Source organism: Nocardioides litoris, assembly GCF_006346315.1.
GTDB classification, from domain to species: Bacteria; Actinomycetota; Actinomycetes; order Propionibacteriales; family Nocardioidaceae; genus Nocardioides; species Nocardioides litoris.
Genome location: NZ_VDMR01000002.1, coordinates 390,185 through 412,411, shown reverse-complemented (window position 1 = coordinate 412,411; position 22,227 = coordinate 390,185). Strand labels below are relative to the sequence as shown.

The 22,227-nt window shown below is 74.6% G+C and carries 24 protein-coding genes; 4 read left to right on the top strand and 20 right to left on the bottom strand.

Annotated features, from left to right (window positions below):
* Position 1: 1 nt before the first annotated feature.
* Both FJQ57_RS23580 and FJQ57_RS10065 read right to left on the bottom strand, forming a co-directional pair.
* Complete coding sequence (locus FJQ57_RS23580; protein ID WP_281284253.1) at positions 2 to 124, bottom strand: hypothetical protein; 123 nt, start codon at positions 122 to 124, stop codon at positions 2 to 4.
* A 125-nt stretch (positions 125 to 249) separates the two neighbouring features.
* Positions 250 to 2,352, bottom strand: a complete 2,103-nt coding sequence (locus FJQ57_RS10065) for a RecQ family ATP-dependent DNA helicase (protein ID WP_139979785.1) — start codon at positions 2,350 to 2,352, stop codon at positions 250 to 252.
* Between the two features lie 103 nt (positions 2,353 to 2,455).
* Between FJQ57_RS10065 and FJQ57_RS10060 the strand changes: the two genes are divergently transcribed.
* Positions 2,456 to 2,710, top strand: coding sequence for a hypothetical protein (locus FJQ57_RS10060; protein WP_139979783.1), 255 nt, complete (start codon positions 2,456 to 2,458; stop codon positions 2,708 to 2,710).
* A gap of 9 nt (positions 2,711 to 2,719) precedes the next feature.
* Here the strand turns inward: FJQ57_RS10060 and FJQ57_RS10055 are convergent, their stop codons facing one another.
* From FJQ57_RS10055 to FJQ57_RS22445, 7 genes are read right to left on the bottom strand one after another with little or no spacing between them, the layout of a single operon-like run.
* Positions 2,720 to 3,016 carry a DUF2470 domain-containing protein gene (locus FJQ57_RS10055; RefSeq protein WP_246081726.1) on the bottom strand — a complete coding sequence of 99 codons (297 nt, stop codon included), beginning with the start codon at positions 3,014 to 3,016 and terminating at the stop codon, positions 2,720 to 2,722.
* 7 nt (positions 3,017 to 3,023) lie between these two features.
* Positions 3,024 to 4,547 (bottom strand): TerD family protein, encoded by a 1,524-nt coding sequence (locus FJQ57_RS10050; RefSeq protein WP_139979781.1) that lies wholly within the window; start codon positions 4,545 to 4,547, stop codon positions 3,024 to 3,026.
* A 41-nt stretch (positions 4,548 to 4,588) separates the two neighbouring features.
* Positions 4,589 to 6,544, bottom strand: coding sequence for a M13 family metallopeptidase (locus tag FJQ57_RS10045; protein WP_139979779.1), 1,956 nt, complete (start codon positions 6,542 to 6,544; stop codon positions 4,589 to 4,591).
* A gap of 37 nt (positions 6,545 to 6,581) precedes the next feature.
* Positions 6,582 to 7,580, bottom strand: a complete 999-nt coding sequence (locus FJQ57_RS10040) for a hypothetical protein (protein ID WP_139979777.1) — start codon at positions 7,578 to 7,580, stop codon at positions 6,582 to 6,584.
* A 2-nt stretch (positions 7,581 to 7,582) separates the two neighbouring features.
* A complete protein-coding gene (locus FJQ57_RS10035; protein WP_139979775.1) occupies positions 7,583 to 8,374 on the bottom strand; it encodes a 2-phosphosulfolactate phosphatase in 792 nt (263 codons plus the stop codon).
* Complete coding sequence (locus FJQ57_RS10030; protein ID WP_139979773.1) at positions 8,367 to 9,341, bottom strand: NADPH:quinone oxidoreductase family protein; 975 nt, start codon at positions 9,339 to 9,341, stop codon at positions 8,367 to 8,369. Before FJQ57_RS10030 ends, FJQ57_RS10035 begins: the two co-directional genes overlap by 8 nt.
* 20 nt (positions 9,342 to 9,361) lie before the next feature.
* Complete coding sequence (locus FJQ57_RS22445) at positions 9,362 to 9,526, bottom strand: hypothetical protein (protein ID WP_170219364.1); 165 nt, start codon at positions 9,524 to 9,526, stop codon at positions 9,362 to 9,364.
* 65 nt (positions 9,527 to 9,591) lie between these two features.
* Between FJQ57_RS22445 and FJQ57_RS10025 the strand changes: the two genes are divergently transcribed.
* Complete coding sequence (locus tag FJQ57_RS10025; RefSeq protein ID WP_211348844.1) at positions 9,592 to 10,443, top strand: alpha/beta hydrolase; 852 nt, start codon at positions 9,592 to 9,594, stop codon at positions 10,441 to 10,443.
* 10 nt (positions 10,444 to 10,453) lie between these two features.
* Here FJQ57_RS10025 and FJQ57_RS10020 read toward each other — a convergent pair whose 3' ends face one another.
* The 5 genes from FJQ57_RS10020 to FJQ57_RS10000 all read right to left on the bottom strand — a co-directional run bounded on the left by FJQ57_RS10020 (position 10,454) and on the right by FJQ57_RS10000 (position 15,817).
* On the bottom strand, positions 10,454 to 11,680 hold the full coding sequence (locus FJQ57_RS10020) for a M15 family metallopeptidase (protein WP_139979763.1): 1,227 nt from the start codon (positions 11,678 to 11,680) through the stop codon (positions 10,454 to 10,456).
* Positions 11,681 to 11,784: 104 nt separating this feature from the next.
* Positions 11,785 to 12,366, bottom strand: a complete 582-nt coding sequence (locus tag FJQ57_RS10015) for a TetR/AcrR family transcriptional regulator (protein ID WP_246081725.1) — start codon at positions 12,364 to 12,366, stop codon at positions 11,785 to 11,787.
* Positions 12,367 to 12,400: 34 nt separating this feature from the next.
* Complete coding sequence (locus FJQ57_RS10010; protein WP_139979761.1) at positions 12,401 to 12,607, bottom strand: ferredoxin; 207 nt, start codon at positions 12,605 to 12,607, stop codon at positions 12,401 to 12,403.
* A 1-nt stretch (position 12,608) separates the two neighbouring features.
* Positions 12,609 to 14,096, bottom strand: coding sequence for a fatty acid desaturase (locus FJQ57_RS23710; RefSeq protein WP_139979759.1), 1,488 nt, complete (start codon positions 14,094 to 14,096; stop codon positions 12,609 to 12,611).
* Between the two features lie 74 nt (positions 14,097 to 14,170).
* Positions 14,171 to 15,817, bottom strand: a complete 1,647-nt coding sequence (locus FJQ57_RS10000; RefSeq protein ID WP_139979757.1) for a vWA domain-containing protein — start codon at positions 15,815 to 15,817, stop codon at positions 14,171 to 14,173.
* A gap of 67 nt (positions 15,818 to 15,884) precedes the next feature.
* Between FJQ57_RS10000 and FJQ57_RS09995 the strand changes: the two genes are divergently transcribed.
* Positions 15,885 to 16,556, top strand: coding sequence for a hypothetical protein (locus FJQ57_RS09995; RefSeq protein ID WP_139979755.1), 672 nt, complete (start codon positions 15,885 to 15,887; stop codon positions 16,554 to 16,556).
* A 28-nt stretch (positions 16,557 to 16,584) separates the two neighbouring features.
* Here the strand turns inward: FJQ57_RS09995 and FJQ57_RS09990 are convergent, their stop codons facing one another.
* The 5 genes from FJQ57_RS09990 to FJQ57_RS09970 form a co-directional block, all read right to left on the bottom strand.
* Positions 16,585 to 17,943 (bottom strand): NAD-dependent malic enzyme, encoded by a 1,359-nt coding sequence (locus FJQ57_RS09990; RefSeq protein ID WP_139980590.1) that lies wholly within the window; start codon positions 17,941 to 17,943, stop codon positions 16,585 to 16,587.
* A 154-nt stretch (positions 17,944 to 18,097) separates the two neighbouring features.
* The gene (locus FJQ57_RS09985; RefSeq protein WP_170219363.1) at positions 18,098 to 18,565 is read right to left on the bottom strand and encodes an SRPBCC family protein; all 468 of its coding nucleotides are present in this window, start codon (positions 18,563 to 18,565) and stop codon (positions 18,098 to 18,100) included.
* A 43-nt stretch (positions 18,566 to 18,608) separates the two neighbouring features.
* Positions 18,609 to 19,091 carry a glutathione peroxidase gene (locus tag FJQ57_RS09980; protein ID WP_139979752.1) on the bottom strand — a complete coding sequence of 161 codons (483 nt, stop codon included), beginning with the start codon at positions 19,089 to 19,091 and terminating at the stop codon, positions 18,609 to 18,611.
* On the bottom strand, positions 19,088 to 19,756 hold the full coding sequence (locus FJQ57_RS22440) for a hypothetical protein (protein WP_170219362.1): 669 nt from the start codon (positions 19,754 to 19,756) through the stop codon (positions 19,088 to 19,090). Before FJQ57_RS22440 ends, FJQ57_RS09980 begins: the two co-directional genes overlap by 4 nt.
* Positions 19,744 to 20,331 carry a nitroreductase family protein gene (locus FJQ57_RS09970; RefSeq protein ID WP_246081724.1) on the bottom strand — a complete coding sequence of 196 codons (588 nt, stop codon included), beginning with the start codon at positions 20,329 to 20,331 and terminating at the stop codon, positions 19,744 to 19,746. The genes FJQ57_RS22440 and FJQ57_RS09970 overlap by 13 nt, the downstream gene beginning before the upstream one ends.
* Before the next feature lie 52 nt (positions 20,332 to 20,383).
* On the opposite strand from FJQ57_RS09970, the gene FJQ57_RS09965 reads away from it, so the two are divergent.
* Positions 20,384 to 21,193, top strand: coding sequence for a hypothetical protein (locus FJQ57_RS09965; RefSeq protein ID WP_139979750.1), 810 nt, complete (start codon positions 20,384 to 20,386; stop codon positions 21,191 to 21,193).
* A gap of 18 nt (positions 21,194 to 21,211) precedes the next feature.
* Here FJQ57_RS09965 and FJQ57_RS09960 read toward each other — a convergent pair whose 3' ends face one another.
* Positions 21,212 to 22,189, bottom strand: coding sequence for an SDR family NAD(P)-dependent oxidoreductase (locus tag FJQ57_RS09960; protein ID WP_139979748.1), 978 nt, complete (start codon positions 22,187 to 22,189; stop codon positions 21,212 to 21,214).
* Between the last annotated feature and the right edge of the window lie 38 nt (positions 22,190 to 22,227).

Here is a 22,227-nt window from a genome sequence, read left to right as displayed (position 1 = left end):
GTCACTCCCCCCGCTCGTGCCGGGTGGCCAGGATCTCTCGGGGCACGGGGATCACGCGGTGGTCCTTCGGTCGGTGGGCGGCCTGCTTGCTGCGGATGACGTGGACGAGGGAGGCGGTGGGCACCCTCGAGCTGCCGAGGTCACCGTAGGGGTCGTCGGCTCCCCACCGGCCGCGATCGAGGTGGCGTCGCGGTCGAGCGCGACGCCGTCGTCGCCCTGCACCGACGGCACTCGTGCTGTCCCCCGTCATCAGCCGAGGCCGAGCACGAGCGGCAGGACGGCAGCGGCGCCGCGGCGCCGCAGGGCGACGGCGGCGCGGGTGAGGGTCCAGCCGGTGACGACCTGGTCGTCGACGAGCAGCAGCGACATCGCCGAGACGTCGACGCCGTCGTCGAGCTCGAGGGCCATCCGGCGCCCGACGGCCGAGACGCGCTGGGCGGAGTTGGCCTGGCCGCGGCCGGGCTCGACGTCGGGGTCGACGACGGCGTACCGGCCGACGACGGGGACTTGCAGGAACCGGCCGAGGTTGCGCGCGAGGTCGTCGGTCAGCGCCGGGCGCCGGACCGACTCGACCTGGACGATGCCGTCGACGCGGGGCTGCCAGTCCATCAGCACGTCGACCACGGCCCGGGCCAGTCCGTCGGGCACCGGTCCGTCGCCGGCGCCGTCGCGGAACAGCTCGCGCAGTGCGCCGCCGTGGCCGAGGTCGGTGAGCCGGGCCACTGCCCGTCCCTCGTCGGCGCCCTCGCTGATCTTGCCCTTGAGGTCGATGCCGATGGCGGCCAGCCCGGTGGGCCACATCTTGCGGGGCTCGACCGGCACCCCGGGGCGCGCGAGCCGGTCGGCGGCCTCGGCCACCGCGGACTCCGAGACGGCCCGGTCGAGGGCGAGGCCGCCGCAGTTGTCGCAGCGGCCGCAGTCGGTCGCGTCGGGGTCGTCGAGCTGCTCGCGGAGGAAGCGCATGCGGCACCGGTCGGTGTCGAGGTAGTCGAGCATCGCCCGCTGCTCGCGCTCGCGCGCCTCGCGGACCCGCTGGTAGCGCTCCTCGTCGTAGTGCCACGGGCGGCCGGTGGACTCCCAGCCGCCGCGGACCCGGCGTACGGCGCCGTCGACGTCGAGGACCTTGAGCATCTGCTCGAGGCGGGTGCGGCTGAGGTCGACGTGGGTCTCGAGCGCGGCGGTCGACAGCGACCGTCCCTCGGCCGCCAGCACCTCGAGCGTCTGGCGGACGAGGGTCTCGGGCGGGAAGGACAGCGAGCCGAAGTAGGCCCAGATGTCGCGGTCCTCGGTGGCGGGCAGCAGCACGACGGTCGCGCCCGGGTCGGCCGGCACGCCGCGGCCGGCACGGCCGACCTGCTGGTAGTAGGCGACGGGAGACGCGGGGGCGCCGAGGTTGACCACGAACCCGAGCCGGGCGTCGAAGCCCATGCCGAGCGCGCTCGTGGCCACCAGCGCCTTGACCTCGCCCGCGATGAGCGACTGCTCGAGGGCGAGCCGCTCGGTGGTCTCGGTCTGGCCTGAGTAGGCCGCGACCTGGTGCCCACGGGAGCGGAGGTAGTCGGCGACCTCCTGGGTGGCGGCGACGGTCAGGCAGTAGACGATGCCGGAGCCGGGCTGCTCGGCCAGGTGGTCGGCCAGCCAGGCGAGCCGCTGCTGGGCGGTCGCCAGGCGGACCACACCGAGCCGCAGCGAGGCGCGGTCGAGCGAGCCCCGCAGCACGAGCGCGTCGCCGCCGAGCTGCTCGGCGACGTCGGCGGTGACCCGCGCGTTGGCCGTGGCGGTGGTGGCGAGCACCGGGATGCCGTCGGGCAGCTCGCCGAGCAGGGTGCGGATGCGGCGGTAGTCGGGGCGGAAGTCGTGGCCCCAGTCGCTGATGCAGTGGGCCTCGTCGACCACCAGCAGCCCGCACGTCGCGGCGAGGCGGGGCAGCACCTCGTCGCGGAAGCCGGGGTTGTTGAGCCGCTCGGGGCTGACCAGCAGGACGTCGACCTCGCCGGCCGCGATGGCCCGGTGGGTCTCGTCCCACTGCTCGAGGTTGGTGGAGTTGATGGTGACCGCGCGGATGCCGGCCCGCTCGGCCGCCGCGATCTGGTTGCGCATCAGCGCGAGCAGCGGCGAGACGATGACGGTGGGACCGGCACCCTCGGCACGCAGGAGCAGGGTGGCCACGAAGTAGACCGCCGACTTGCCCCAGCCCGTCTTCTGCACGACCAGCGCCCGGCGCCGGCCCACGGCCAGGGCCTCGATGGCGGTCCACTGGTCCTCGCGCAGGGTCGCGTCGTCGCGCCCGACCAGCGCACGCAGGTGGGCCTCGGCGGCCTCGCGGGTCGCGGTGGCGGCAGGAGCGGTCATGCCCGCCTGTCTACCAGCGGCCGGGGACAGGGCTCACCGGACGTCGGGCTCGTCCACAGGTTTCACGCAGGATTCCGGAAGGCCGCTGCGGACAGTGGTCCTCATGACCCGCACCGCCCCCCTCCGCACCGTCCCGACGCCCGGCCGCGCACCCCGCCGACGACGCCCCACCGGCCCCGCCGCCGACCGACCCGCCCGCCACCCCGACCTGCGGGCGGTCGCCCTCGACGACCCGGCCACGGCGCCCGTGGCGGAGCCCGCGCGCGTGCTCTTCGTGACCAACGCCGTACGCCGCCCCGGCGGCCTGCGTGCGCGGGCCGACGGGCAGCGCCCGCTGCTGGCCCTGCTCACGCCCTGACGCCGGCGCTCAGCCGAGCCGGCGCTCGGCCTCCTCGTGCAGGGCCACGACCTCGCGGCGGATCGCTGCGCGGTCGGTGATGGTGCCCGACGGCCAGGCCACCCGGAGCTCGGACCCGTCGCCGCCCCCCTCGTCGACGGTCTCGACCCACCAGACGCCGCCGTGCTCGTCGAGGCCGACCATCTCGGCCGCCGTGGCCTGGGGCCGACCGAAGGCGCGGACGATGCGCAGGCTGTCGTCGCGGTGGTCGTCGTTCATGTGCGCGAGCACGGCCTCGACGACCTCCGGCGCGAACCCGTCGGTCACCGGCGCGTCACCACGACGGCCGGTTGAGCTGCGCGGCCTGCTGGCGCCACACGTGGGCGGCGTACCCGGCCATCTCCTTGACGGTCTTGCCGTCCTGGAAGGCACCGAGCGCGGTCATCGCCCAGCCCGGGCCGCTGCGGTGCACCAGCGCCATCATCACGCCGGTGCTCGGGGCCCCGGTGCCGAGGTCGTAGCGCACCATCTCCGAGCGCGTGCCGTCGTCGACGAGCCGGCACCAGGCGTTGCGGACCTGGGTGAACCGGTGCCCGGAGTAGGAGTTGACGCAGAAGACCAGCGCCTCGACGTGGTGGGGCAGGGCCTGGAGGTCGACGAAGATGAGCTCGTCGTCGCCGCCACCGTGGCCCGACAGGTCGTCGCCGGAGTGGCGGATCGCGCCGCGGAACTCGTCCTTGTCGCGGTACCAGCAGCGGCCGAGCTCGCGTCCGCCCGCACCGAGCGCGAGGCAGGAGGCGTCGAGGTCGATGCGCGCGCCGCGGTCGGCGGGGTCCCAGCCCAGGCCCATGATGACCCGCTGCAGCCAGGGCTGGCCGCCCTTGGACAGGTTGACCGTCTGGTCCTTCTGGAGCCGCACCGGACCGTGGTCGAGGGTGTACGGCGCCGGGCCGGGCTGCGCGGGCGGCTGGCCGTAGCCGGGGCCGGCCGGGGCGGCCGGCGCCTGGCCGCCGCCGGGCGGCTGGAAGAACCCGCCGACCTGCGGCTGCTGGGGCTGCTGCGGCTGCTGGGCGGGCGGCGGCGTGGGCTGGAACGGCTGGGCCGGGGGGTGCGCACTGCCCGGGGGCTGGAAGAACCCGCCCTGCTGGGGCTGCTGGTGCTGGGGCTGCTGGTGCTGGGGCTGCTGGTGCTGGGGCTGCTGGTGCTGGGGCGGGTGCTGGTAGGCCTGGTGCTGGGCCGGCTGGTGCTGGGCCGGCGGCGGCGCCGGCTGGAAGCTCTGCTGCGGCGGCGCCTGGTGCTGCGGCGGCGCCTGGTGCTGCGGCGGCGCTTGGTGCTGCGGCGGGCCGGCGGGCGGCGGGGCGCTGCCGTCGAGCACGCTGACCCCGAAGTCGGTGGCGATGCCGGCCAGGCCGCTCGACCAGCCCTGCCCGACGCCGCGGACCTTCCAGGCGCCCTGGCGGCGGTAGACCTCGACCAGCATCAGCGCGGTCTCGGCGCCGAGGCCGTCGGGGGTGAAGTGCACGGCGTCCTGGCCGCCCGCGGTGACCGCGACGACGAGGGGCCCGACCGCGCCGAAGGTCGACGGGGTGCCGGGGGTGGCGTCGACGCTGGCCACGACGACGACCTTCTCCACGTCGGGCGGCACCGCGGCCGGGTCGACCTCGAGGGCCGCGCCGGCCAGCCGGACGCCGGGGGCGGCGGGCTGGTTGAAGAAGACGAAGTCGTCGTCGGAGCGCACCCGGTCGGCGGCGGTGACGAGCAGCGCGGACAGGTCGAGGGGGACCCCGGAGCGCACCTCCACCCGCAGCGGTCCTGGGGGCAGGGGCGCGTTGGCCCCCTTGCCGAGCTGGGTGACCATGGCGACTCCTTCGTCGGGGGGTGTGCCGCGTGGGAGGAGGTCTACCAGATCCGCACCCGGTCGGCCGGGTCGAGCCAGAGCCCGTCGCCCTCGCGGGTGCCGAAGACCTCGTGGAACTCGTCGAGGTTGCGCACGATGTTGGCGCGGAACTCCGGCGGGCTGTGCGGGTCGATGGTGAGGTACTGCTGCTCCTGCTCGCGGCGGCGCTTGGTGCGCCACACGAACGCCCAGTTGAGGAACAGGGTCTGGCGGGCCTCGTCGGTGACCTCCTCGCCCCGGCGGGCGCAGGCGATGGCGTAGGCCTTCAGGGCGATGGTGAGGCCACCGAGGTCGCCGATGTTCTCGCCGACGGTCAGGGCGCCGTTGACCTTCTCGCCGGGCAGCGCGCGCGGCTCGAAGCCGTCGTACTGCTCGACGAGGGCCTTGGACTTCAGCTCGAAGGCGGCCTTGTCGTCGGGGGTCCACCAGTCGTTGAGGTTGCCCGCGCCGTCGTACTGCGCGCCCTGGTCGTCGAAGCCGTGGCCGACCTCGTGGCCGATGACCGCGCCGATGCCGCCGTAGTTCTCGGCCGCGAGGGCGTCGGGGGCGAAGAACGGCTTCTGCAGGATGCCGGCGGGGAAGCAGATCTCGTTGGTGCCGGGGTTGTAGTAGGCGTTGACGGTCTGCGGGAGCATGAACCACTCGTCGCGGTCGACCGGCGAGCCGATCTTGCCGAGCTGGCGGGCGGTCTCGAACCGGGACACCGCGTGCACGTTGCCGAGCAGGTCGTCGCGGCTGACCTGCAGCGCGGAGTAGTCGCGGAACTCCTCGGGGTAGCCGATCTTGGGCCGGAACGTCGCGAGCTTCTCGTAGGCCCGCTGCTTGGTCGCCTCGGTCATCCAGTCGAGCTGCTCGATGGAGGAGCGGTAGGCGGCCAGCAGGTCGTCGACGAGCTCGTCCATGAGCGCCTTGGACGTGGGCGGGAAGTGCCGGGCGACGTACTCCTTGCCGACGGCCTCGCCGACCGCGCCCTCGACGAACGAGACGCCGCGCTTCCACCGGGCACGCAGCTCGGGGGTGCCGTTGAGGGTGCGGCCGTAGAAGTCGAAGTTGGCCTCGACGAAGTCGTCGGTCAGGTAGGCGGCCGAGGCGCGCAGCACGTGGCTGAGCAGCCAGTCCTGCCACTGCGCGAGCGGCACCTCGTCCAGCACCGTCGAGAGGTGCTGGAGGTAGGACGGCTGGCGCACGCACACCTCGGCCACGGTCTCGCGGGTGCCGCCGAGGTTGCGGATGTAGGCGTCCCAGTCGAAGGCCGGGCACAGCGCGACCAGCTCGTCGTAGGTGAGCAGGTTGTAGGTCTTCTGCACGTCGCGGGTGGCCGAGCGCTCCCAGTGGCCGGCCGCGAGGCGGGTGTCGAGGTCGAGCACGGTGCGGGCCGCGGTCTCGGCGTCCTCGTGGCCACCGAGGGTCAGCAGCCGGGTCAGGTAGGCGACGTAGGCCGCGCGCTGGTCGGCGAACTTGTCCTCGCGGTAGTAGGACTCGTCGGGCAGGCCGAGGCCGCCCTGGAAGACGTTGACGACGTAGCGGTCGGAGTCGCGGTCGTCGTTGTCGACGTAGGAGCCGAACAGGCCGTGGCCGCCGATGCGCTCGAACTCGCCGAGGAACGCCGCCAGGTCGCGCACGTCGCGCAGGCCGCGCACGGCGTCGACCAGCGGCCGCAGCGGCTCGGTGCCGCGGGCGGCGATGGTCTCGGTGTCCATGAACGAGGCGTAGAGGTCGCCGATGCGGTGGGCGTCGGCGGGGTCGGCGCCCGCGTCGGGGTCGGCGGCCAGGGTCTCGATGATCTCGCGCACGTGGGCCTCGGCCGCGTCGGCCAGCTGCACGAAGGGGCCCCAGCTCGACCGGTCGCTCGGGATCTCCACCGTCTCCAGCCAGCGGCCGTTGACGTGGCCGAAGAGGTCGTCCTGGGGGCGGGTGTCGAGGTCCATGCCCTCGCGGGCGTCGTCGAGGATGCTCACCCGCGCGACTGTAGTCGGCGGCCCCGACACCCCGCGGTCAGCGGCGCCCCTGCACCAGCCACCGCACCACCGCGCCGACCACGGCGAGGGCACCCAGCACGACCAGGCCGACGACGAACCGGGCCGACTGCTCGTTGCCGAGGTCGTCGTCGACGGCGGAGAAGAAGACCGCGATGGCCACCGGCCCGACCACGAGGAGGGCAACGGCGGCCAGCGCGGTGGCCACCGGACCCCGGCCGCGGCGCGGCGCGAGGTCCGCGCGGGTGCGCCCGGTCGGGCCGGTCGGGCCGTTCGGGGGCAGCGCCTCGGGCGCCGCCGGCGTCGTCGTCGTCGTCGACGGGGCCACCCAGGCCACGAGGGCGTCCGCGAGCGCGAACGCCTCGGCCACCCGGGCCGGGTCGCGGACCTCGAGCGGCCGGCTGCCGAGCACGGTGAGCTCGGCCCCGGCGACCTCGACCCGCACCGGCTCGGTCCCGGTGCCGGACAGGGCCTGGGCCCGGTCGCGCAGCGCGGCGGGCAGCGCCTCGACCGGTGGCCAGGGCCGGTGCAGCAGGACCCGCAGGTAGACCTCGGGCCGGCGCCCGTCGGGGCGCGACCCGGGCGTGGTGACCCGGAACCGCTCGCCCACCTCGACGTACGACGGACCGCGAGTGCGCACGGCCTGCCGCACCACGTGGGTGCCGGCCGCGAAGTCGGACCCGGCGTACGACGGGGCCGCGACCCCCGTGACCAGCTCGAGCCCGTTGCAGCGGGCGAAGGCGGCGAAGCCGCCGCTGGCGCCCGCGGTGCGCCCGAGCTGGCCCACGACGTAGGCGCCGGCCGCGACGAGCATGGCCAGGAGGACCAGCGCACCTCCGTCGGAGGTGTTGCCGGTGGCGAGGAGCCCGACCAGCACGGCCAGCGGCACGAGGAGCAGGAGCAGGCCGACCACGGCGGTGAGCACGAGCAGGTTGTCGGCCCCGATCGCGCGCAGCCGGCCCCCGAGGCCGACGCCGTCGGTCAGCGGGCCGAGGTCGAGGTCGCTGGTCGGGCGCACGCTCAGTCGGCCTCGCCCGCCGCGACGAACCGGTCGCCCGCGAGCACCGGGACGACGTGGCTGGTGTCGTGGGCGGCGGCGACCTGCACGTCGGCGCGGAAGTCGCGGTCGACCAGCTCGCGCCCGGACGCGCAGCCGAGCAGGGCGTCGGCCAGCCGGTCTCGGACGGCGCGCCAGGCCGCGACCGCCATCCGGGCCTCGGGCGAGAGGTCGGCGTGGCGGCCCAGGGTGGCGAGCACGGCCCCCGCGCCCCAGAGGTCCTCGACGGCGGGGCGGAGGGAGCCGTCGGGCCACCGCTCCCCCGCCGGGCAGACGGCCACCACGGCCCCGGCCGCGACGCGGGGGGCGAGCCAGCGGCCGACCGCGCCGGCGTTGCGCAGGCTCGCGCCGACGACGGTGCAGCCCGCCTCGCGCAGGCCGAAGGAGATGGCCGAGCCGTTGGGCGAGGGCAGCACGAGGCGCTCGACGCCGCTCACCGAGGCCATCGCGGCGGGCGAGAGGCTCACGCCCGACCCGGCCCCGTCGCGGCGGGCCTCCAGGCGGCCGACGGCGAGCACGGCGTCGTGCTCCTCGGCGTACGCCGCCGCGCGCTCGTCCCTCCAGCGGAACGGGAGCACGGTGGTGCCGCGGTCCAGGGCCACGGTCAGCGTCGTGGTGAACGACAGCACGTCGACGACCACCGCGACGTCGGCGTCGTCGGCCAGGGCGGCCGCGCCGGTGGGCCCCCACTCGAGGCGGACCCGGTGGCCGGCCTGGCGGTGGGCCGGCTCGAGCGCCGGGCCGCCGTCAGTCACGGACCCGGACGACGGACTTGCCGAGGGTGCGGCGCTCGTCCATGTCGACCAGCGCCTGCCCGAAGTCCTCCAGCTCGTAGACCTTGCCGACCGGCGGGCGCACCGCGCCGGCCTCGATCATCGGCACCAGCCGCGCCCACTGCTCGTGCATGTAGTCGGGGCGGACCATGGCGTAGGCGCCCCAGCCGACCCCGCGGACGTCGACGTTGTTGAGCAGCAGCCGGTTGACCTTGACCTCGGGGATGCCCGTGCCGGAGGCGAACCCCAGCACCAGCAGTCGGCCCTGGGTGGCCAGCGAGCGCAGGGAGTCGGTGAACGCGTCGCCGCCGACGATGTCGGCCACCACGTCGACGCCCCGGCCGTCGGTGAGCTCCTTGACCGCGTCCTTGAACCCGTCGAGCAGCACGACGTCGTCGGCGCCCGCGTCGAGCGCGGTCTGCTTCTTGGCCTCGGTGCTGACGACGCCGATCGCGCGCGCGCCCATGCCCTTGGCGACCTGGATCGTGGCCGTGCCCAGGCCGCCCGCGGCGCCGTGCACGAGCACGGTCTCGCCCTCGCGCAGCCGGCCGCGCTCGAACAGCGCGAACTCGGCGGTGAGGTAGTTCATCGGCAGCGCGGCGCCCTCGTCGTACGACGTGGCGTCGGGCAGCGCGAAGGTCCAGGTGGCGGGCACCGCGACCCGCTCCTGCGCGCCGCCCCAGCCGCCGCAGGCGGCGACGCGCTGGCCGGGCTCGAACCCGGACCCGTCGGGCGCCGAGACGACCGTGCCGGCCACGTCGACGCCGAGGCTGAACGGCGGCTCGGGCTTCATCTGGTACTCGCCGCGGCTGAGCAGCAGGTCGGGGAAGCTCACCCCGACCCGGTGCACCTCGACGAGCACGTCGCCCTCGCCCGGGGTCGGCTCGTCGACCTCGCGGACGACGACGTCGGTGGGACCGGTGGTGGTGACGACCTGGGCTGCGCGCATGGCCTCATCCAAGCAGGCGGTCAGCCGTAGTACTGGACGCTCATCCAGACGAGGACCGCGGCCATCAGGACCAGCACCAGCACCCCGACGCCGAGGGCGATGAGGCCGCCGTAGGCGAACACCTCGGTCGCCAGCTCGCCGTCCTCCCAGTCGCTGTCCTCGTCGTACGCGTCGAAGCTGCTCACCGAGCCATGGTGGCACGGGCGTGGGTGGCGCCCGTCCGGGCCACCGTCGGCTCCGAACACCCGGCGTGCGCCTCTCCGACCGCCTCAGCGCGATGACCATGCACGCGACGGCGCGCTTCTCGGTCCGCTACGGGCAGGACCTCCAGCTCGCCGGCCGCGACCTCCCCCGGCCCCGCAAGCGCGTCGACGAGACGCGGCACGGCCGGGTGACGTCGTACGAGCACGGCGAGGCGGGGGCGCCGGCGCTCGTGCACTTCCACGGCGGCGCCTGGCTGATGCGCTACCCGCAGATGGACGACTGGTGGTGCCGGTACGTCGCCGCCACGGCCGGGGTGCGGGTCGTCAACGTCGACTTCCGCACCGGCCCGTACGTCGCCTACCCGGTCGCCCAGCACCAGTGCCACGACGTCGCGGCCGCCGTGGCCGCGGAGGGTGGCGCGACGCCGGTCGCGGTCGGCGGGTTCTCCAGCGGCGGCGGGCTGGCGGCGTCGGTGGCGCTCCAGGCCCGTGACCTGGGCTCTTTCGTCCCGCGGCTGCAGGTGCTCGGCGTGCCGGCCCTCGACCTCGCCTCCGACCTGCCGACGGGCGCGGGCATGATCTCGCCGTCGCTGCGGGCGCTGGTGCGGCGCGTCTACTTCCCCGACCCGGCGACCCGGTCGGAGCCCTACGCCTCCCCCGTGCTGGCCGAGGACCTCTCCGGCCTGCCGCCGGCGGTCGTGCTGACCGCCGAGCGCGACACCCTGCGCCGCGACGGCGACCTCTACGCCCGGCGGCTCCGCGAGGCCGGCGTCGACGTGGTGCACGACGTCACCCCCGGCGTCGACCACTACTTCCTGACCGAGGACCCGGTCCGCGCGCGGGAGACGATGGCGATGGTCGCGGCGCGGGTGCGGGAGGCGCTGGTGGGTGGCACGTAACCGACCGCCCTCAGCCCGGCGCCTTGAGCTGCGCCAGCTCGAAGTGCATCGGGTCGGTGAAGCCCCAGTCACCACCCCAGGCGAAGCCCCAGTACTTGAAGATGGAGACGACCTCGCGGTTCATCTCACCGACCGTGCCGCGCTGGTTGCCGGGGGTGTTGAGGTCGAGGGCCAGGCCGAAGGAGTGGTTGGACAGCGTCGTCGAGCCGGCGATGTAGCGCGGGTAGTAGCACCCGGCGTACTGGTCGGGGTCGATCTCGGCCTCGAGGCCGCGGGTGACGACCTCGGCGAGCGCGGCCTTGAGCTGCGGCATGAGGTACTTGTTGCACGTCACCGAGCCCAGGATCGGCACGGTCTCGGTGACGATGTGGCTGCTGACCCACACCGGGTCGGGCGTGATGCGGCCGCCGGCGGCGGGGGTGTAGTTGAAGACGCCGACGGCGTCGGCGAAGTCGCCGACGAGCACGGCCGACTCGAAGGCGTCGGGGTCGAGCCCGAAGCGGGCGACGGCGTCGAGGTTCTGCACCGACGCCTCGCCGCCCAGGGCCTGCTGGATCGGGCCGCGCAGCGCCTCGGGGGCGGCGCGCCCGGTGTGCACGAGGAGCGCGTTGCCGGGGGTCATGCCGAGGGCCTCGCCGCGCTTGGCGTTGACGACGAGGTCGATCTTGCCGGCCTGCTCGACCAGCGCGCCGACGTGCACGCGGCCGGCCGGGGTGTCGTCGAGGTCGACGAAGTCCTGGTCGTCACGGGGCAGCCGCTGCACGAGGTCGGTGGAGACGGCCATCTCGCCGCCGGCGACCCGGCGCCAGGCGTCGGCGAAGTCGGCGTTGCCGGTGAAGAGCCGGTAGGTCGCGGGGTCGACGGCCGCGAGGTTGTAGACCTTGTTCTCCAGCGGCACGTTGGCCAGCGAGATGACGTCGACGGACTCGACGCCCTCGAGGTCGCGCACCCGCTGCACGACCTCCTCGCTCAGCGTCCCCTTGCCGGAGACGAGCACGTCGGCCACGGTCACCGGTCCGCGGCGCTTGCCCGGCGGCGCGACGGCGTACGCCGGGTCGGCCGCGTCGGGGGCGGGCGTGCCGGCCGCGCTCGGGGCGGCCCCGGCGGAGGGCGCGTCGCCCGACGCGCCGTCGGTGGCCGACGGCGTCGCGTCGCCCTCGCCCGCCCCGCCGGAGCACGCGGTCGCCACGAGCACGGCCGCCACCGCGACCGCGCTCCAGGCACGCCTCGTCCGCATCTCCATCCCTCCCGCCCAGAAGGGTAGATCGGGGCACCGAACGGCGGGCTGGTTCGGGCCCACCCGTCCCAGCAGGCGGCCCAGCACGCGGCCCAGCAGGCGACTCAGCGCAGGACGCGCGCGGCGATCCAGGCGATGTCGTCGGCGGTGGCCCCGGCGGGCGCGCTGGGCTGCATGACGTGGCTGAGCACCACCCGGACGACCATGTCGATCGCGGCGTCGAGGCGGTCGGGACCCAGCGGCACGGCGTACGGCGCGATCCGCTCGCGGATGACGTCCTTGGCCGCGACGAGCAGCGACTGCGCGTGGGTCGTCAGCAGCGGCAGCAGCTCGGTGTCGGCACCGTGGGTCGCCGAGACCACCGCGTGCAGGAGGGGGTTGCCGTGGGCGAGGTCGAGCACCCGCCGCGACGCCTCGCGGATCGCGTCGACGATGTCGTCGGGGTGGGCGTCGAAGGCGAGCTGGACGACCCCGAGGAACCGGTCGAGCTCGCGCAGGATCATCGCCTCGGCCAGGCCGGGCTTGGTGCCCAGCTCGTTGTAGACCGTCTGGCGGCTCACGCCGACGGCGTCGGCCAGCTTGGCCATGGTGACCTGCGACCAGCCGACCTCGCTGGTCATCCGGACCGCGGTGTCGACGATGCGCTCGCGCGTCGAGAGCCCGCCGGTCTCGATCCGCTGGTCCACGCCGACCAGCGTAGGCACGGCGGGGCCGGACGCGTCAGTCGACGAGCGAGAGGGCGAGCACCGGGCAGGCCTGGGTGGCGGCGTGCACGTGGGCGCGGTCGGCCTCCGGCACCTCCTCGCGGAGCACCGAGACGGTCTCGTCACCGTCGTCGGTCTCGACGACCTCGAACCAGTCCGAGGCCATGGCCTCGCACATCCCGAGGCCCTCGCACCTCTCCCGGTCGACCACGATCCGCGGCACGTCACGCCACCTCGCGCTGGGAGTCGGTGAGGGGGACGAAGTCGACCTTCTCCCGCACCCCGCAGTCGGGGCAGCACCAGTCGTCGGGGATGTCCTTCCAGGCGGTCCCGGCGGCGAAGCCCTCGAGCTCGTTGCCGACCTCGACCTCGTAGGTGTGGCCGCAGCCGGGGCAGCGCGCCGCGAGCACCTCCTCGGCGGCCAGCGCCGCGGCGGCTGCGGCGGCGGCGTCCTCGCGGGCGATCCGCTCGGCCTCGAGCACGGCGGCCGGCCGGGGGTAGCGGGCCAGGTACCTCTCCCGCTTCGACGGCTGGACGTTGGCCAGCGTCACGTCGCCCCCGAAGTGGTCGACGACCCGCTGGTCCATCGCCTTGCGGAACAGCGGCGGCACCAGGGCGAGCACGATCATGCCGGCGTACCCGGTGGGGAGCACGGGGCTCTCCTCGAAGTCGCGCAGCGTCTGGTAGCGGCGGGTGGGGTTGGCGTGGTGGTCGCTGTGGCGCTGCAGGTGGTAGAGCAGCACGTTGGTGGCGATGTTGTTTGAGTTCCACGAGTGCGAGGGGTCGACCCGCTCGTAGCGCTGGCGGTCACCACGGCCGACCTTCTGGCGCAGCATCCCGTAGTGCTCCATGTAGTTGACGACCTCGAGCAGCGAGAAGCCGATGACCGCCTGCAGCACCAGGTAGGGCAGGATCCCGACGCCCAGCCAGGCGACGAGCCCGCCGAAGAGCACGGCCGACATCAGCCAGGCGTTGAGCACGTCGTTACCGAGGTGGAAGGGGTGGGTCTTCTTGCGGGCGTACCGCTTCTGCTCCAGGTGCCAGGCGCTCTTCAGCGAGCCGGCCACGGTGCGCGGCCAGAAGGCGTAGAAGGTCTCGCCGAGGCGGGAGGACGCCGGGTCCTCGGGGGTCGCGACGCGCACGTGGTGGCCGCGGTTGTGCTCGATGTAGAAGTGGCCGTAGAAGCTCTGGGCCAGCGCGATCTTCGACAGCCAGCGCTCGTTGGCCTCGCGCTTGTGGCCGAGCTCGTGGGCGGTGTTGATGCCGATGCCCCCGATGCAGCCGATGGAGACGGCCAGGCCGATCTTGTCGAGCGTGGTCAGCTCGCCCAGGCCGAACGGCGCGCCGTTGGCCACCACGTAGAACGCCCCGACGAACCCGACGTACTGGATCGGCAGGAACAGGTAGGTGATCCAGCGGTAGTAGCGGTCCTTCTCGAGCGCCTCGATCGCGTCGTCGGGCGGGTTGGTGCGGTCGAGGCCGGCGACGAGGTCGATGGCCGGGACGATGCCGAGGATGACGATCGGCCCGATCCAGAACCACACCCCCCACCCCGTGAGCGCCCACATGCCGAAGGCGATGAAGGCCAGGGACGGGACGACCAGGCCGATGAGCCAGAGGTAGCGCTTGCCGTCGCGCCAGGCCTCCGTCGAGCCCTCGGGCACGGTGCTGTGCGGGATCTGCTCCGTCGGGTGCTGGGGTGCGTTCGTCATGGCCGACCTCCTCTGCGGTTGACAAGAAGGTAGGGGATGTAAAGCGCCTTGACAAGACCTCCGCGTTTGTAAAGTCAGCGCGTCCGACGGGCCAGGTCGACGAGCTCGGCCAGCTGCTCGGCGCCCGCGGCCGCGCTGCCCTCGGCCCGGCGCAGCTCGTCGAGGCGGGCGTCGAGGTCGTCGAGGCTGACGCCCCGCTCGGCGTACGGCGACGCGTCCTCGAGCAGCTGCGCGAGGTCGGCCGCCGCCGTGGCCAGGGCCAGGTCGTCCGACGGCTCGGCCCCGGGGTCGGCGGCGACCAGCTCGGCCCGGGCCTCCTGCGGCTCGGCCTCCTCGGTGCCCGGTCCGGTGGGCCGCCACAGCACGGTCGCCTCGCCGATGCGCGTGCCGGGCTCGACGCCGTCGGCCAGCCGCACCTCGTACAGCGCGGTCGCGTGGTGACCCGCGCCCAGCTCGCCGGCGTCGACGCCGAGGTCGGTGAAGTCCTCGTCGGCGAGGTCGCGGTTCTCGTAGCCGACCAGCCGGTAGGACGACACGAGCCCGGGGTCGAAGGCGACCTGCGCCCGCGCCTCCGCGGCGACGGGCACCAGGGTCGTGGTGAGCTCGGTCCCGAAGAGGCGCTCGGCCTCCTCGTAGGTGTCGACGTAGGAGTAGAACCCGTCGCCGGTGTCGGCGAGCTGCTCCATCATGTGGTCGTCGTAGTTCCCCATCCCGAAGCCGACCGTGACCAGCGCGATGCCCTCGCGGCCCTGCTCGGCGATGGTCTCGGCGATCGAGCCCGGCCCCGTGGAGCCGATGTTGGCCACGCCGTCGGAGCAGAGCACCACCAGGTTGGTCTCGTCGGGGTCGAAGGCCTCGCGGGCCGTGCGGTAGCCCTCGCGCAGGCCCGCCTCGAGGTTGGTGCCGCCCCCGGGGGTCAGCTCCTCGACCGCGCCCAGGACCGCCTCGCGGTCCCGCACCGGCGTGGGCCCGAGGATCGGCACGGCGCCGTCGTCGAAGGAGACCACCGCGACGGTGTCGTCGGGGCGGAGCTCGTCGGCCATCAGCGCCAGGGACGACTGGACCAGGCCGAGCCGGTCGCGCACGTCCATCGAGCCCGACCGGTCCACGACCAGGGTCACGTTGACCGGTGGCCGGTCGTCCGGGTCGACGTCGCGGGCCCGGACGCCGACCCGCACGACCTGGGTCCCGTCGTCCAGGGTCGGCGCCAGGCCGGTCTCGGCCGTGACGCCGAGGTCGCCCCGGGTCGGCGCCGGGTCGTCGTAGGAGAGGGAGTTGACCCACTCCTCGGGCCGCACCGCGGCCGCGGGGACGGCGTACCCGTCGGCGAGCAGGCTGCGGGCCACGCCGATGGACCCGGTGTCGACGTCGAGGGCGAAGGTCGACCGGGAGTCCTCCGCGGTCGGCACGAACCCGTTGCTCCCGGCCTCGACGAAGGTGTTGTCCTCGTCGGGCGCGGGCACCTCGGTCGGCTCCACCGGCGGGACGAGCGGCTGGGACTCGTCCGCCGCGCTCGGGGCCGGGGCGCCCGCCGCGGCGTCGCCGTCGGTCTCGCCGTCGGTCTCGCCGTCGTAGGACTCGTACCAGGACTCGGGGTCGGATCCGGAGCCCTCGTCGCCGCCGGCGCAGGCGGCGAGGGCGAGGGGCGAGGTCACCGCGAGCACGGTGAGCAGGGGCAGCAGGCGTCGGGGGCGGCGAGCGGGTCGCGGGCGCTGGGTCATGCGGGCTGGGACGGGCGCCGGCGGAGTCCGGTTCCCGGTCCTGACCGGGCCGGGTGATGATGTGCGCATGCCGGACCGGCCCAGCGTGACGTCGTACGACGACGCGCCCCACCCCGACGAGGTCCGCGAGCGACCCCTGGCGCTCCGGGTGCTCCGGCGGCTGCGGGGGCCGATCGTGCTCGTGCCGCTGCTCGCCGCGCTGCTGGTGGCGGCCGGTGTCGGTGCGGGCAAGCTGTTCGAGGAGGTGCCCGAACGGGCCACCCCCGACCGCGAGGTCACGTGCTGGGACGGCGTCGTCCGGCCCACCGGGGCGTGCCCCGAGCCGGCGGGGCGGGCCGGGCTGAAGTGGGTCTTCCCGGCCCTGCGCCCGACCGAGCAGGGCTGCACCCAGGTCCGCCGCCCCAACCGCCCGCTGGAGCTGCGCTGCACCACCAGCTTCGACCAGCGGCCGGTGACGCTGACCTACGCCGTGCTCGCCTCGACCGAGTCGGGCCATGCCTTCTTGACCAAGCGGTGGGGCGAGCCCACCGAGGACGCCGACGGCGACCGGCTCGTGTGGAGCCCCGAGGAGCCGGTCGAGGGCGACGACGGCGACCCGGCGCAGTGGACCACGACCGTCGGCTACGCCGAGCACCCGTTCGCGGTCACGGTCACCTCGACCGACCGCGACGTGCGCGACGAGGCGCTCGACGAGCTGGTGCGCTTCCGCGACGCCGCCGACGTCCGCTACGTGTCCTGACCCGACCGCAGGACGCCGGGCGGCGGCCTCACTCCTGGCGGTCGCCCCGGATCGCGGCGGCGACGGCCTTCGGCACGTTGGGGTCGAAGACCGAGGGGATGATGAAGGTCGGGTTGAGCTCGTGGTCGCCGACGCTGTGGGCGATCGCGTCGGCAGCGCGCAGCAGCATGTCGACGGTGATCTCGTGGGCCCGGGCGTCGAGCAGCCCGCGGAACACGCCCGGGAAGGCGAGCACGTTGTTGATCTGGTTGGGGTAGTCGGAGCGGCCCGAGGCCACGACGGCGGCGTGCTTGCCGGCCTCACCGGGGTCGACCTCGGGGTCGGGGTTGGCCAGGGCGAAGACCACGGCCCGGTCGGCCATGTCGGAGATCCACTCCGGCTGCAGGATGCCGGGCGCGCTGACCCCGATGAACACGTCGGCACCGCCATCGGCGGCCAGCGCGTCGTGCAGGGACCCGGTGACCTTGCGCGGGTTGGTCGCCTCGGCCAGCTCGCGGTGGGCGGGCGAGATGCCGTCGAGGTCGGGCACCAGCGCGCCGGCGCGGTCGACGACCACGACGTCGGTCACGCCCGCGGCGACGAGCAGGGTCACGATGGCGGTGCCGGCGGCACCGGCCCCGGAGAGGACGACGCGCGCGTCCTCGAGCCGCTTGTCGACGACGCGCAGGGCGTTGGTCAGGGCGGCGAGCACCACGATCGCCGTCCCGTGCTGGTCGTCGTGGAAGACCGGGATGTCGAGCCGCTCGCGCAGCCGCTGCTCGATCTCGAAGCAGCGGGGGGCGGCGATGTCCTCGAGGTTGATGCCGCCGAACCCCGGCGCGATCATCTCCACGGCCTTGACGATCTCGTCGGTGTCCTGGGTGGCCAGGCAGATCGGCCAGGCGTCGATATCGGCGAACCGCTTGAACAGCGCCGCCTTGCCCTCCATCACCGGCAGTGCCGCGCCGGGACCGATGTTGCCCAGGCCGAGCACGGCCGAGCCGTCGGTGACCACGGCCACCGAGTTGCCCTTGATGGTCAGGCGGCGGACGTCCTCGGGGTTGTCGTGGATCGCCATGCTGACCCGGCCCACGCCCGGGGTGTAGGCCATCGAGAGGTCGTCGCGGTTCTTCAGCGGCACCTTGGAGCCGACCTCGATCTTGCCGCCGAGGTGCAGCAGGAACGTGCGGTCGGAGACCTTGTAGACCTCCACGCCCTCGACCTCGTCGACGGCCTGGCGCAGCGCCTGGGCGTGGTCGGCGTCGCCCGCGGAGCAGGTGACGTCGAGGACGAGCCGGCTGTGGCTGGACTCGGCCACGTCGATGGCGGTGACGATGCCGCCGGCCTGGGCGATGGCGGTGGCCACCTGGCCCACGACGCCGTGGTCGGGCGCCGTGTGCAGGCGCATGGTGATCGAGTACGACGACGTGGTGGCGGTGCGGGACACGACGGCCACCTTGTCACCGCCCCCGGGTTACAGGCGAGTAACGGTCGTTGCGGTCGCAGGCGGAGCCGGTCCGGGGCCGTGGTCTGCGGGGCGCTCGCCCGGGCCCGGTCCCGCCTCAGACGCCGAGGTGGTCGAGCAGGTTCTTGGAGAACCGGTCCCCCATCTGCGCGGTCACGCCGCGCATCGCGGTGCGCACCGCGGGGCCCGAGACCCTGGGCAGCGGCAGGTCGACGCAGATCTCCAGGCTGATGGCCAGCAGCACGCCCTGGTCGTGGTCGGCCAGGTCGTACCAGCCGTGCACGCCGGCCCGCTCCTTCGCGCCCCGCGGCGGGTCGTGGTCGAACTCGATGCGCTTGCCCTCGTCGAGGGTCATCCGCTCGGTGAACGTGGCCGAGAACCCGCGGCCGAGCACCTGCAGGCCGCTCATGTGCCAGACCCAGTGGTCAGCACCGTCGGTGGTGATGGAGGAGATGAACGGCGTCAGCCGGGCGACGAGGTCGGGGTCGGTGAGCACGTCCCAGACGCGGGCGCGCTCGACCGGCACGACCGCCTCGGCGGTGGTGGAGGAGGTGAAGGTGGCCACGACGGCCCGGTGCCCAGCGCCCGGTTGGCGAGTCAGCCGGGCCTCAGGCCTTCAGGGCCTTCTCGATGTCGCCGGAGATCTTCTCGGGCTTGGTCGTCGGGGAGTAGCGGTCGATGACCTGCCCGTCCTTGCCGACGAGGTACTTGGTGAAGTTCCACTTGATCTTGCTGCCGAGCAGGCCGCCCTTCTCCCCGCGCAGCCACTGGTAGACCGGGTGGGCGCCGTCGCCGTTGACCTCGACCTTGCTCATCATCGGGAAGGTGACGCCGTAGTTCTTCTGGCAGAACGCGCCGATCTCGTCCTCCGACCCGGGCTCCTGCCCGCCGAACTGGTCGCACGGGAAGCCGACCACGACGAGCCCCTGGTCGGCGTACTGCTCGTGGAGCTTCTGCAGGCCCTCGTACTGCGGCGTGAACCCGCACTGCGAGGCGGTGTTGACCACGAGGACCACCTTGCCGGCGTACGCCGCGAAGTCGACGTCCTGCCCGTCGAGCGAGGTGGCGTGGAAGTCCTGGAGCGTCGTCATGCCCCCGATTCTGGCAGGCGGGCCCTCACCTGTGCGGGTTGCTCGTACCCGACGGGGTTGGCGTGGCCGTCGAGCTCGACCCGCACCGACCGCGCGCCGGTGTCGATGACGACCGCGTCGAGCTCGCGGACGCTCACCTCCCCCACCACGAGGTACGTCGCCTCGTCGACCTCCTCGAGCCGGCCGCCGGGCCGGGCGCGGGTGACGTCCTCCAGCGCGACCAGGCGCAGCGGGCCGCCGCCGCGGCGGCGCACGACGAGGACGAGGGCGAGCAGCAGCACCACGTCGGCGAACCCGGTGAGCACGAGGAGCAGCCCGGTGCCCTGGGCGCCCTCGACGAGGTAGCGCCGCGGGTCGCCCGGGACCACCCGGACCTCCACGGTGCCGTCGTCGACCGCGCGGGCGAAGGCCGGCTGCTCCAGGGCGGCCCGCCAGGTCGCCTGGTCGGGGTCGACGTCGGGCGCGAAGCGGAAGTCGACGAGCCCCCCGGGGCCCGGGGCGTCCTCGGTGGCGGTGACCTCGGCCACCACGTCGACGCCGGCGACGCGGACCTGGCGGTCGGTCCAGGCGCCGTGCACCAGCGGCAGGTTGACCAGGGCGAGCAGCGCGACGACGACCACCACCGCCACCCGGCGCGAGCGGCGCGGGTCGGCTACCCGCGCCACGGCCGCCAGCCGTCGACGTACGCGATCTCGGCCAGGGGGCGGCGGCTGCGCTCGCGACGGTCGCGGTCGGCGTCGCGCTCGTCGACCTCCGCCGGGTCGCCGGGCACCCCGACGGCGATGCCCGCCACGAGCCGCACCGAGTCGGGGACGCCGAGGGCGGCCGCGGCCGCCTCGTGGTCGAACCCGGCGAACTGGTGGGTGTGCAGGCCCATCGCCCGGGCCTGCAGGGTCACGTGGGCCACGGCCTGGCCGAGGTCGTGCCGGGCGACCTCGGGGCTCTTGACGTCGACGACCTCGCAGCCGGCGACCAGCACGAGCGAGGCCCGCGGCACCCAGCCGCTGTTGCCGCGCGAGAGGTGGGGCAGCAAGGCGGCATGGGCCGCGCTGCCGCGGGGGGCGACGACGAACCGCCACGGCTGGCTGTTGCCGGCGCTGGGCGCCCACCGGGCCGCCTCCAGCAGCAGGGCGACCTCGTCGTCGGTCAGCGTGTGGGCGGCGTCGTACACGCTCGGGCTCCAGCGCGAGCGCAGCGGCTCGGCCAGGCCCTGGGCGTCGGGCATCGGGGCGTGGGACACCTGGCCATCCTGTCCCACCCCGCGGCAGCCGGTCCGCGACTACCGTCTCGTCATGGCCCACCACCGCCTCGGCCTCCTGGCCGCCCTCGTGCTGGCGCTCGGCGGCTGCAGCCTGGCCGGGGAGGGTGACGCCCGCGCCGGCCGGGCCGCCGAGGGGGCCGGCGGGGGCGACCCCGAGCGGGCCGTCGACCGCACCCAGGAACGGTCGCGGGACGTCCGCGAGCCCGACCCCGAGCTGCGCGCGGGCCAGGAGTGGGCCGAGAGCACGCCGGCCCGGCGGATGGTCGTCGAGGCCGTGCGGCAGCTGCGGGCCACCGACCGCGTCCGCATGCAGGTCGACGGCTCCAACAGCTACGGCCGCGGCACGGGCGCCGACGTCCGCTTCGACGGCGAGCGGTGCGCGGGCACCCTCACCCTCGACCAGGACCCGGAGCTCGAGATCGTCGAGGACCGCGACACCTGGCTCACCCGGACCACGGCACCGGGGTGGGAGGCGCTGCTGCGCCGCACCGAGCCGGACCTCACCGACGGCGAGAGGGCGGCGGCCGCCGAGCCGCTCGTCGACCGATGGGTGCTCGGCGTGCGGGAACGTCGCTACTGCGACCTCCGCGAGTCGGTCATGCCCCGGGCCGACCAGGTGACCGAGAAGGGCCTGCAGGTCGACATGGGCACCGAGCGCGGCATCGCCGTCTTCCTGCGCGGCGGCCGGGCCGTCATCGACCTGCGCCCGCCGCACGTCCTGCTCGAGCTGGAGGACGACGAGGCCACCGTCACCTTCAGCGAGCACGGCGCGGGCGACCCGATCCGCCTGCCTCCGGCCGACGAACGCCTCGACCTGCGCGACGCCGGGCCCGCGGCCTGACGTCGGGCCCGGGTCCGGTCAGGGCCAGGTGGTGCCGGTCGCGGCCGCGACGTACGTGGTGAAGCGGCGCCGGGCCGCCGGGTCGGGCCGGCGCTGCACGGGGTACGTCGTGGGCCGGGGCGCCCGGTCGTGCCAGAAGTGGTGGGTGCCGGTCGAGTCGGGGCGGGTGGCCACCAGCCAGACGGCGGTGTCGGCGCCGGACCGGGCGTCGCGCAGCAGCGGACCCATCACCTTGTCGAAGCCCGGGAGGCTGTCGGTGACGCCCGGGGTTGCCGCCCAGCCGGGGTGGCAGCTCTCGACGCGCACGTCGCCGCCGCGCAGCCGGTCGTTCCAGGCGTCGGCCAGCTCGATCTGCATCCGCTTGGTGCGCGCGTAGGCGTAGGTCCCGTGGTAGGGGCCCTCGCAGTACTCGATCTCCTCCGCCGTGGAGCGCAGCCCGGCCGAGTAGGCGCCGCCCGAGCTCATCCACACCACGCTGCCCCGGCCGGCGTCGAGCCGGTCGAGCAGCAGCTCGGTCATCAGGTGCGGCCCGAGGACGTGGACCGCGAGGCCGGTCTCGTGGCCCTGGGCGGTCTCGCTGCGCTCCTGCTCCAGCACCCCCGCGTTGTGCACGAGGCCGCGCAGGGCGTCGACCCGGACGGCCAGGTCGGCGCACCAGGCCCGGACGGCGTCGAGGTCGCCGACGTCGCAGACCTCCTCGACGAGCTCGGCCGTCGGGCGGGCGGCGCGCACCTCGCGCACCACGCGGGCGACCTTGTCGGGGTTGCGGCCCAGCACGTGCACGACCGCCCCGAGCTCGGCGAACATGGTGACCATGGCCTCCCCGAGGCCGCTGGTCGCGCCCGTGACGACCACGTGCTCGCCGGCCAGGCAGCCGGGCTCGGGGTCGGCGGGCCACCAGCGGCGGCGCAGCGCGGGACCGACCTTGGTGTAGCCGAGCACCAGCGAGCGGTCGAGGGCGCCGTCGAGGACCCGAGTCAGGAGCGGGGCGCGCATGGCGCGAATCTAGGGACCAGCGGGGTCCCACGAGAGGT

Coding starts and splice junctions, on each gene's coding strand:
- FJQ57_RS10065 (WP_139979785.1), bottom strand. CDS start 2,352: ATGACCGCTCCTGCCGCCACCGCGACCCGCGAGGCCGCCGAGGCCCAC.
- FJQ57_RS10060 (WP_139979783.1), top strand. CDS start 2,456: ATGACCCGCACCGCCCCCCTCCGCACCGTCCCGACGCCCGGCCGCGCA.
- FJQ57_RS10050 (WP_139979781.1), bottom strand. CDS start 4,547: ATGGTCACCCAGCTCGGCAAGGGGGCCAACGCGCCCCTGCCCCCAGGA.
- FJQ57_RS10030 (WP_139979773.1), bottom strand. CDS start 9,341: ATGCGCGCAGCCCAGGTCGTCACCACCACCGGTCCCACCGACGTCGTC.
- FJQ57_RS10020 (WP_139979763.1), bottom strand. CDS start 11,680: ATGCGGACGAGGCGTGCCTGGAGCGCGGTCGCGGTGGCGGCCGTGCTC.
- FJQ57_RS23710 (WP_139979759.1), bottom strand. CDS start 14,096: ATGACGAACGCACCCCAGCACCCGACGGAGCAGATCCCGCACAGCACC.
- FJQ57_RS10000 (WP_139979757.1), bottom strand. CDS start 15,817: ATGACCCAGCGCCCGCGACCCGCTCGCCGCCCCCGACGCCTGCTGCCC.
- FJQ57_RS09995 (WP_139979755.1), top strand. CDS start 15,885: ATGCCGGACCGGCCCAGCGTGACGTCGTACGACGACGCGCCCCACCCC.
- FJQ57_RS09990 (WP_139980590.1), bottom strand. CDS start 17,943: ATGCGCCTGCACACGGCGCCCGACCACGGCGTCGTGGGCCAGGTGGCC.
- FJQ57_RS09980 (WP_139979752.1), bottom strand. CDS start 19,091: ATGACGACGCTCCAGGACTTCCACGCCACCTCGCTCGACGGGCAGGAC.
- FJQ57_RS09965 (WP_139979750.1), top strand. CDS start 20,384: ATGGCCCACCACCGCCTCGGCCTCCTGGCCGCCCTCGTGCTGGCGCTC.
- FJQ57_RS09960 (WP_139979748.1), bottom strand. CDS start 22,189: ATGCGCGCCCCGCTCCTGACTCGGGTCCTCGACGGCGCCCTCGACCGC.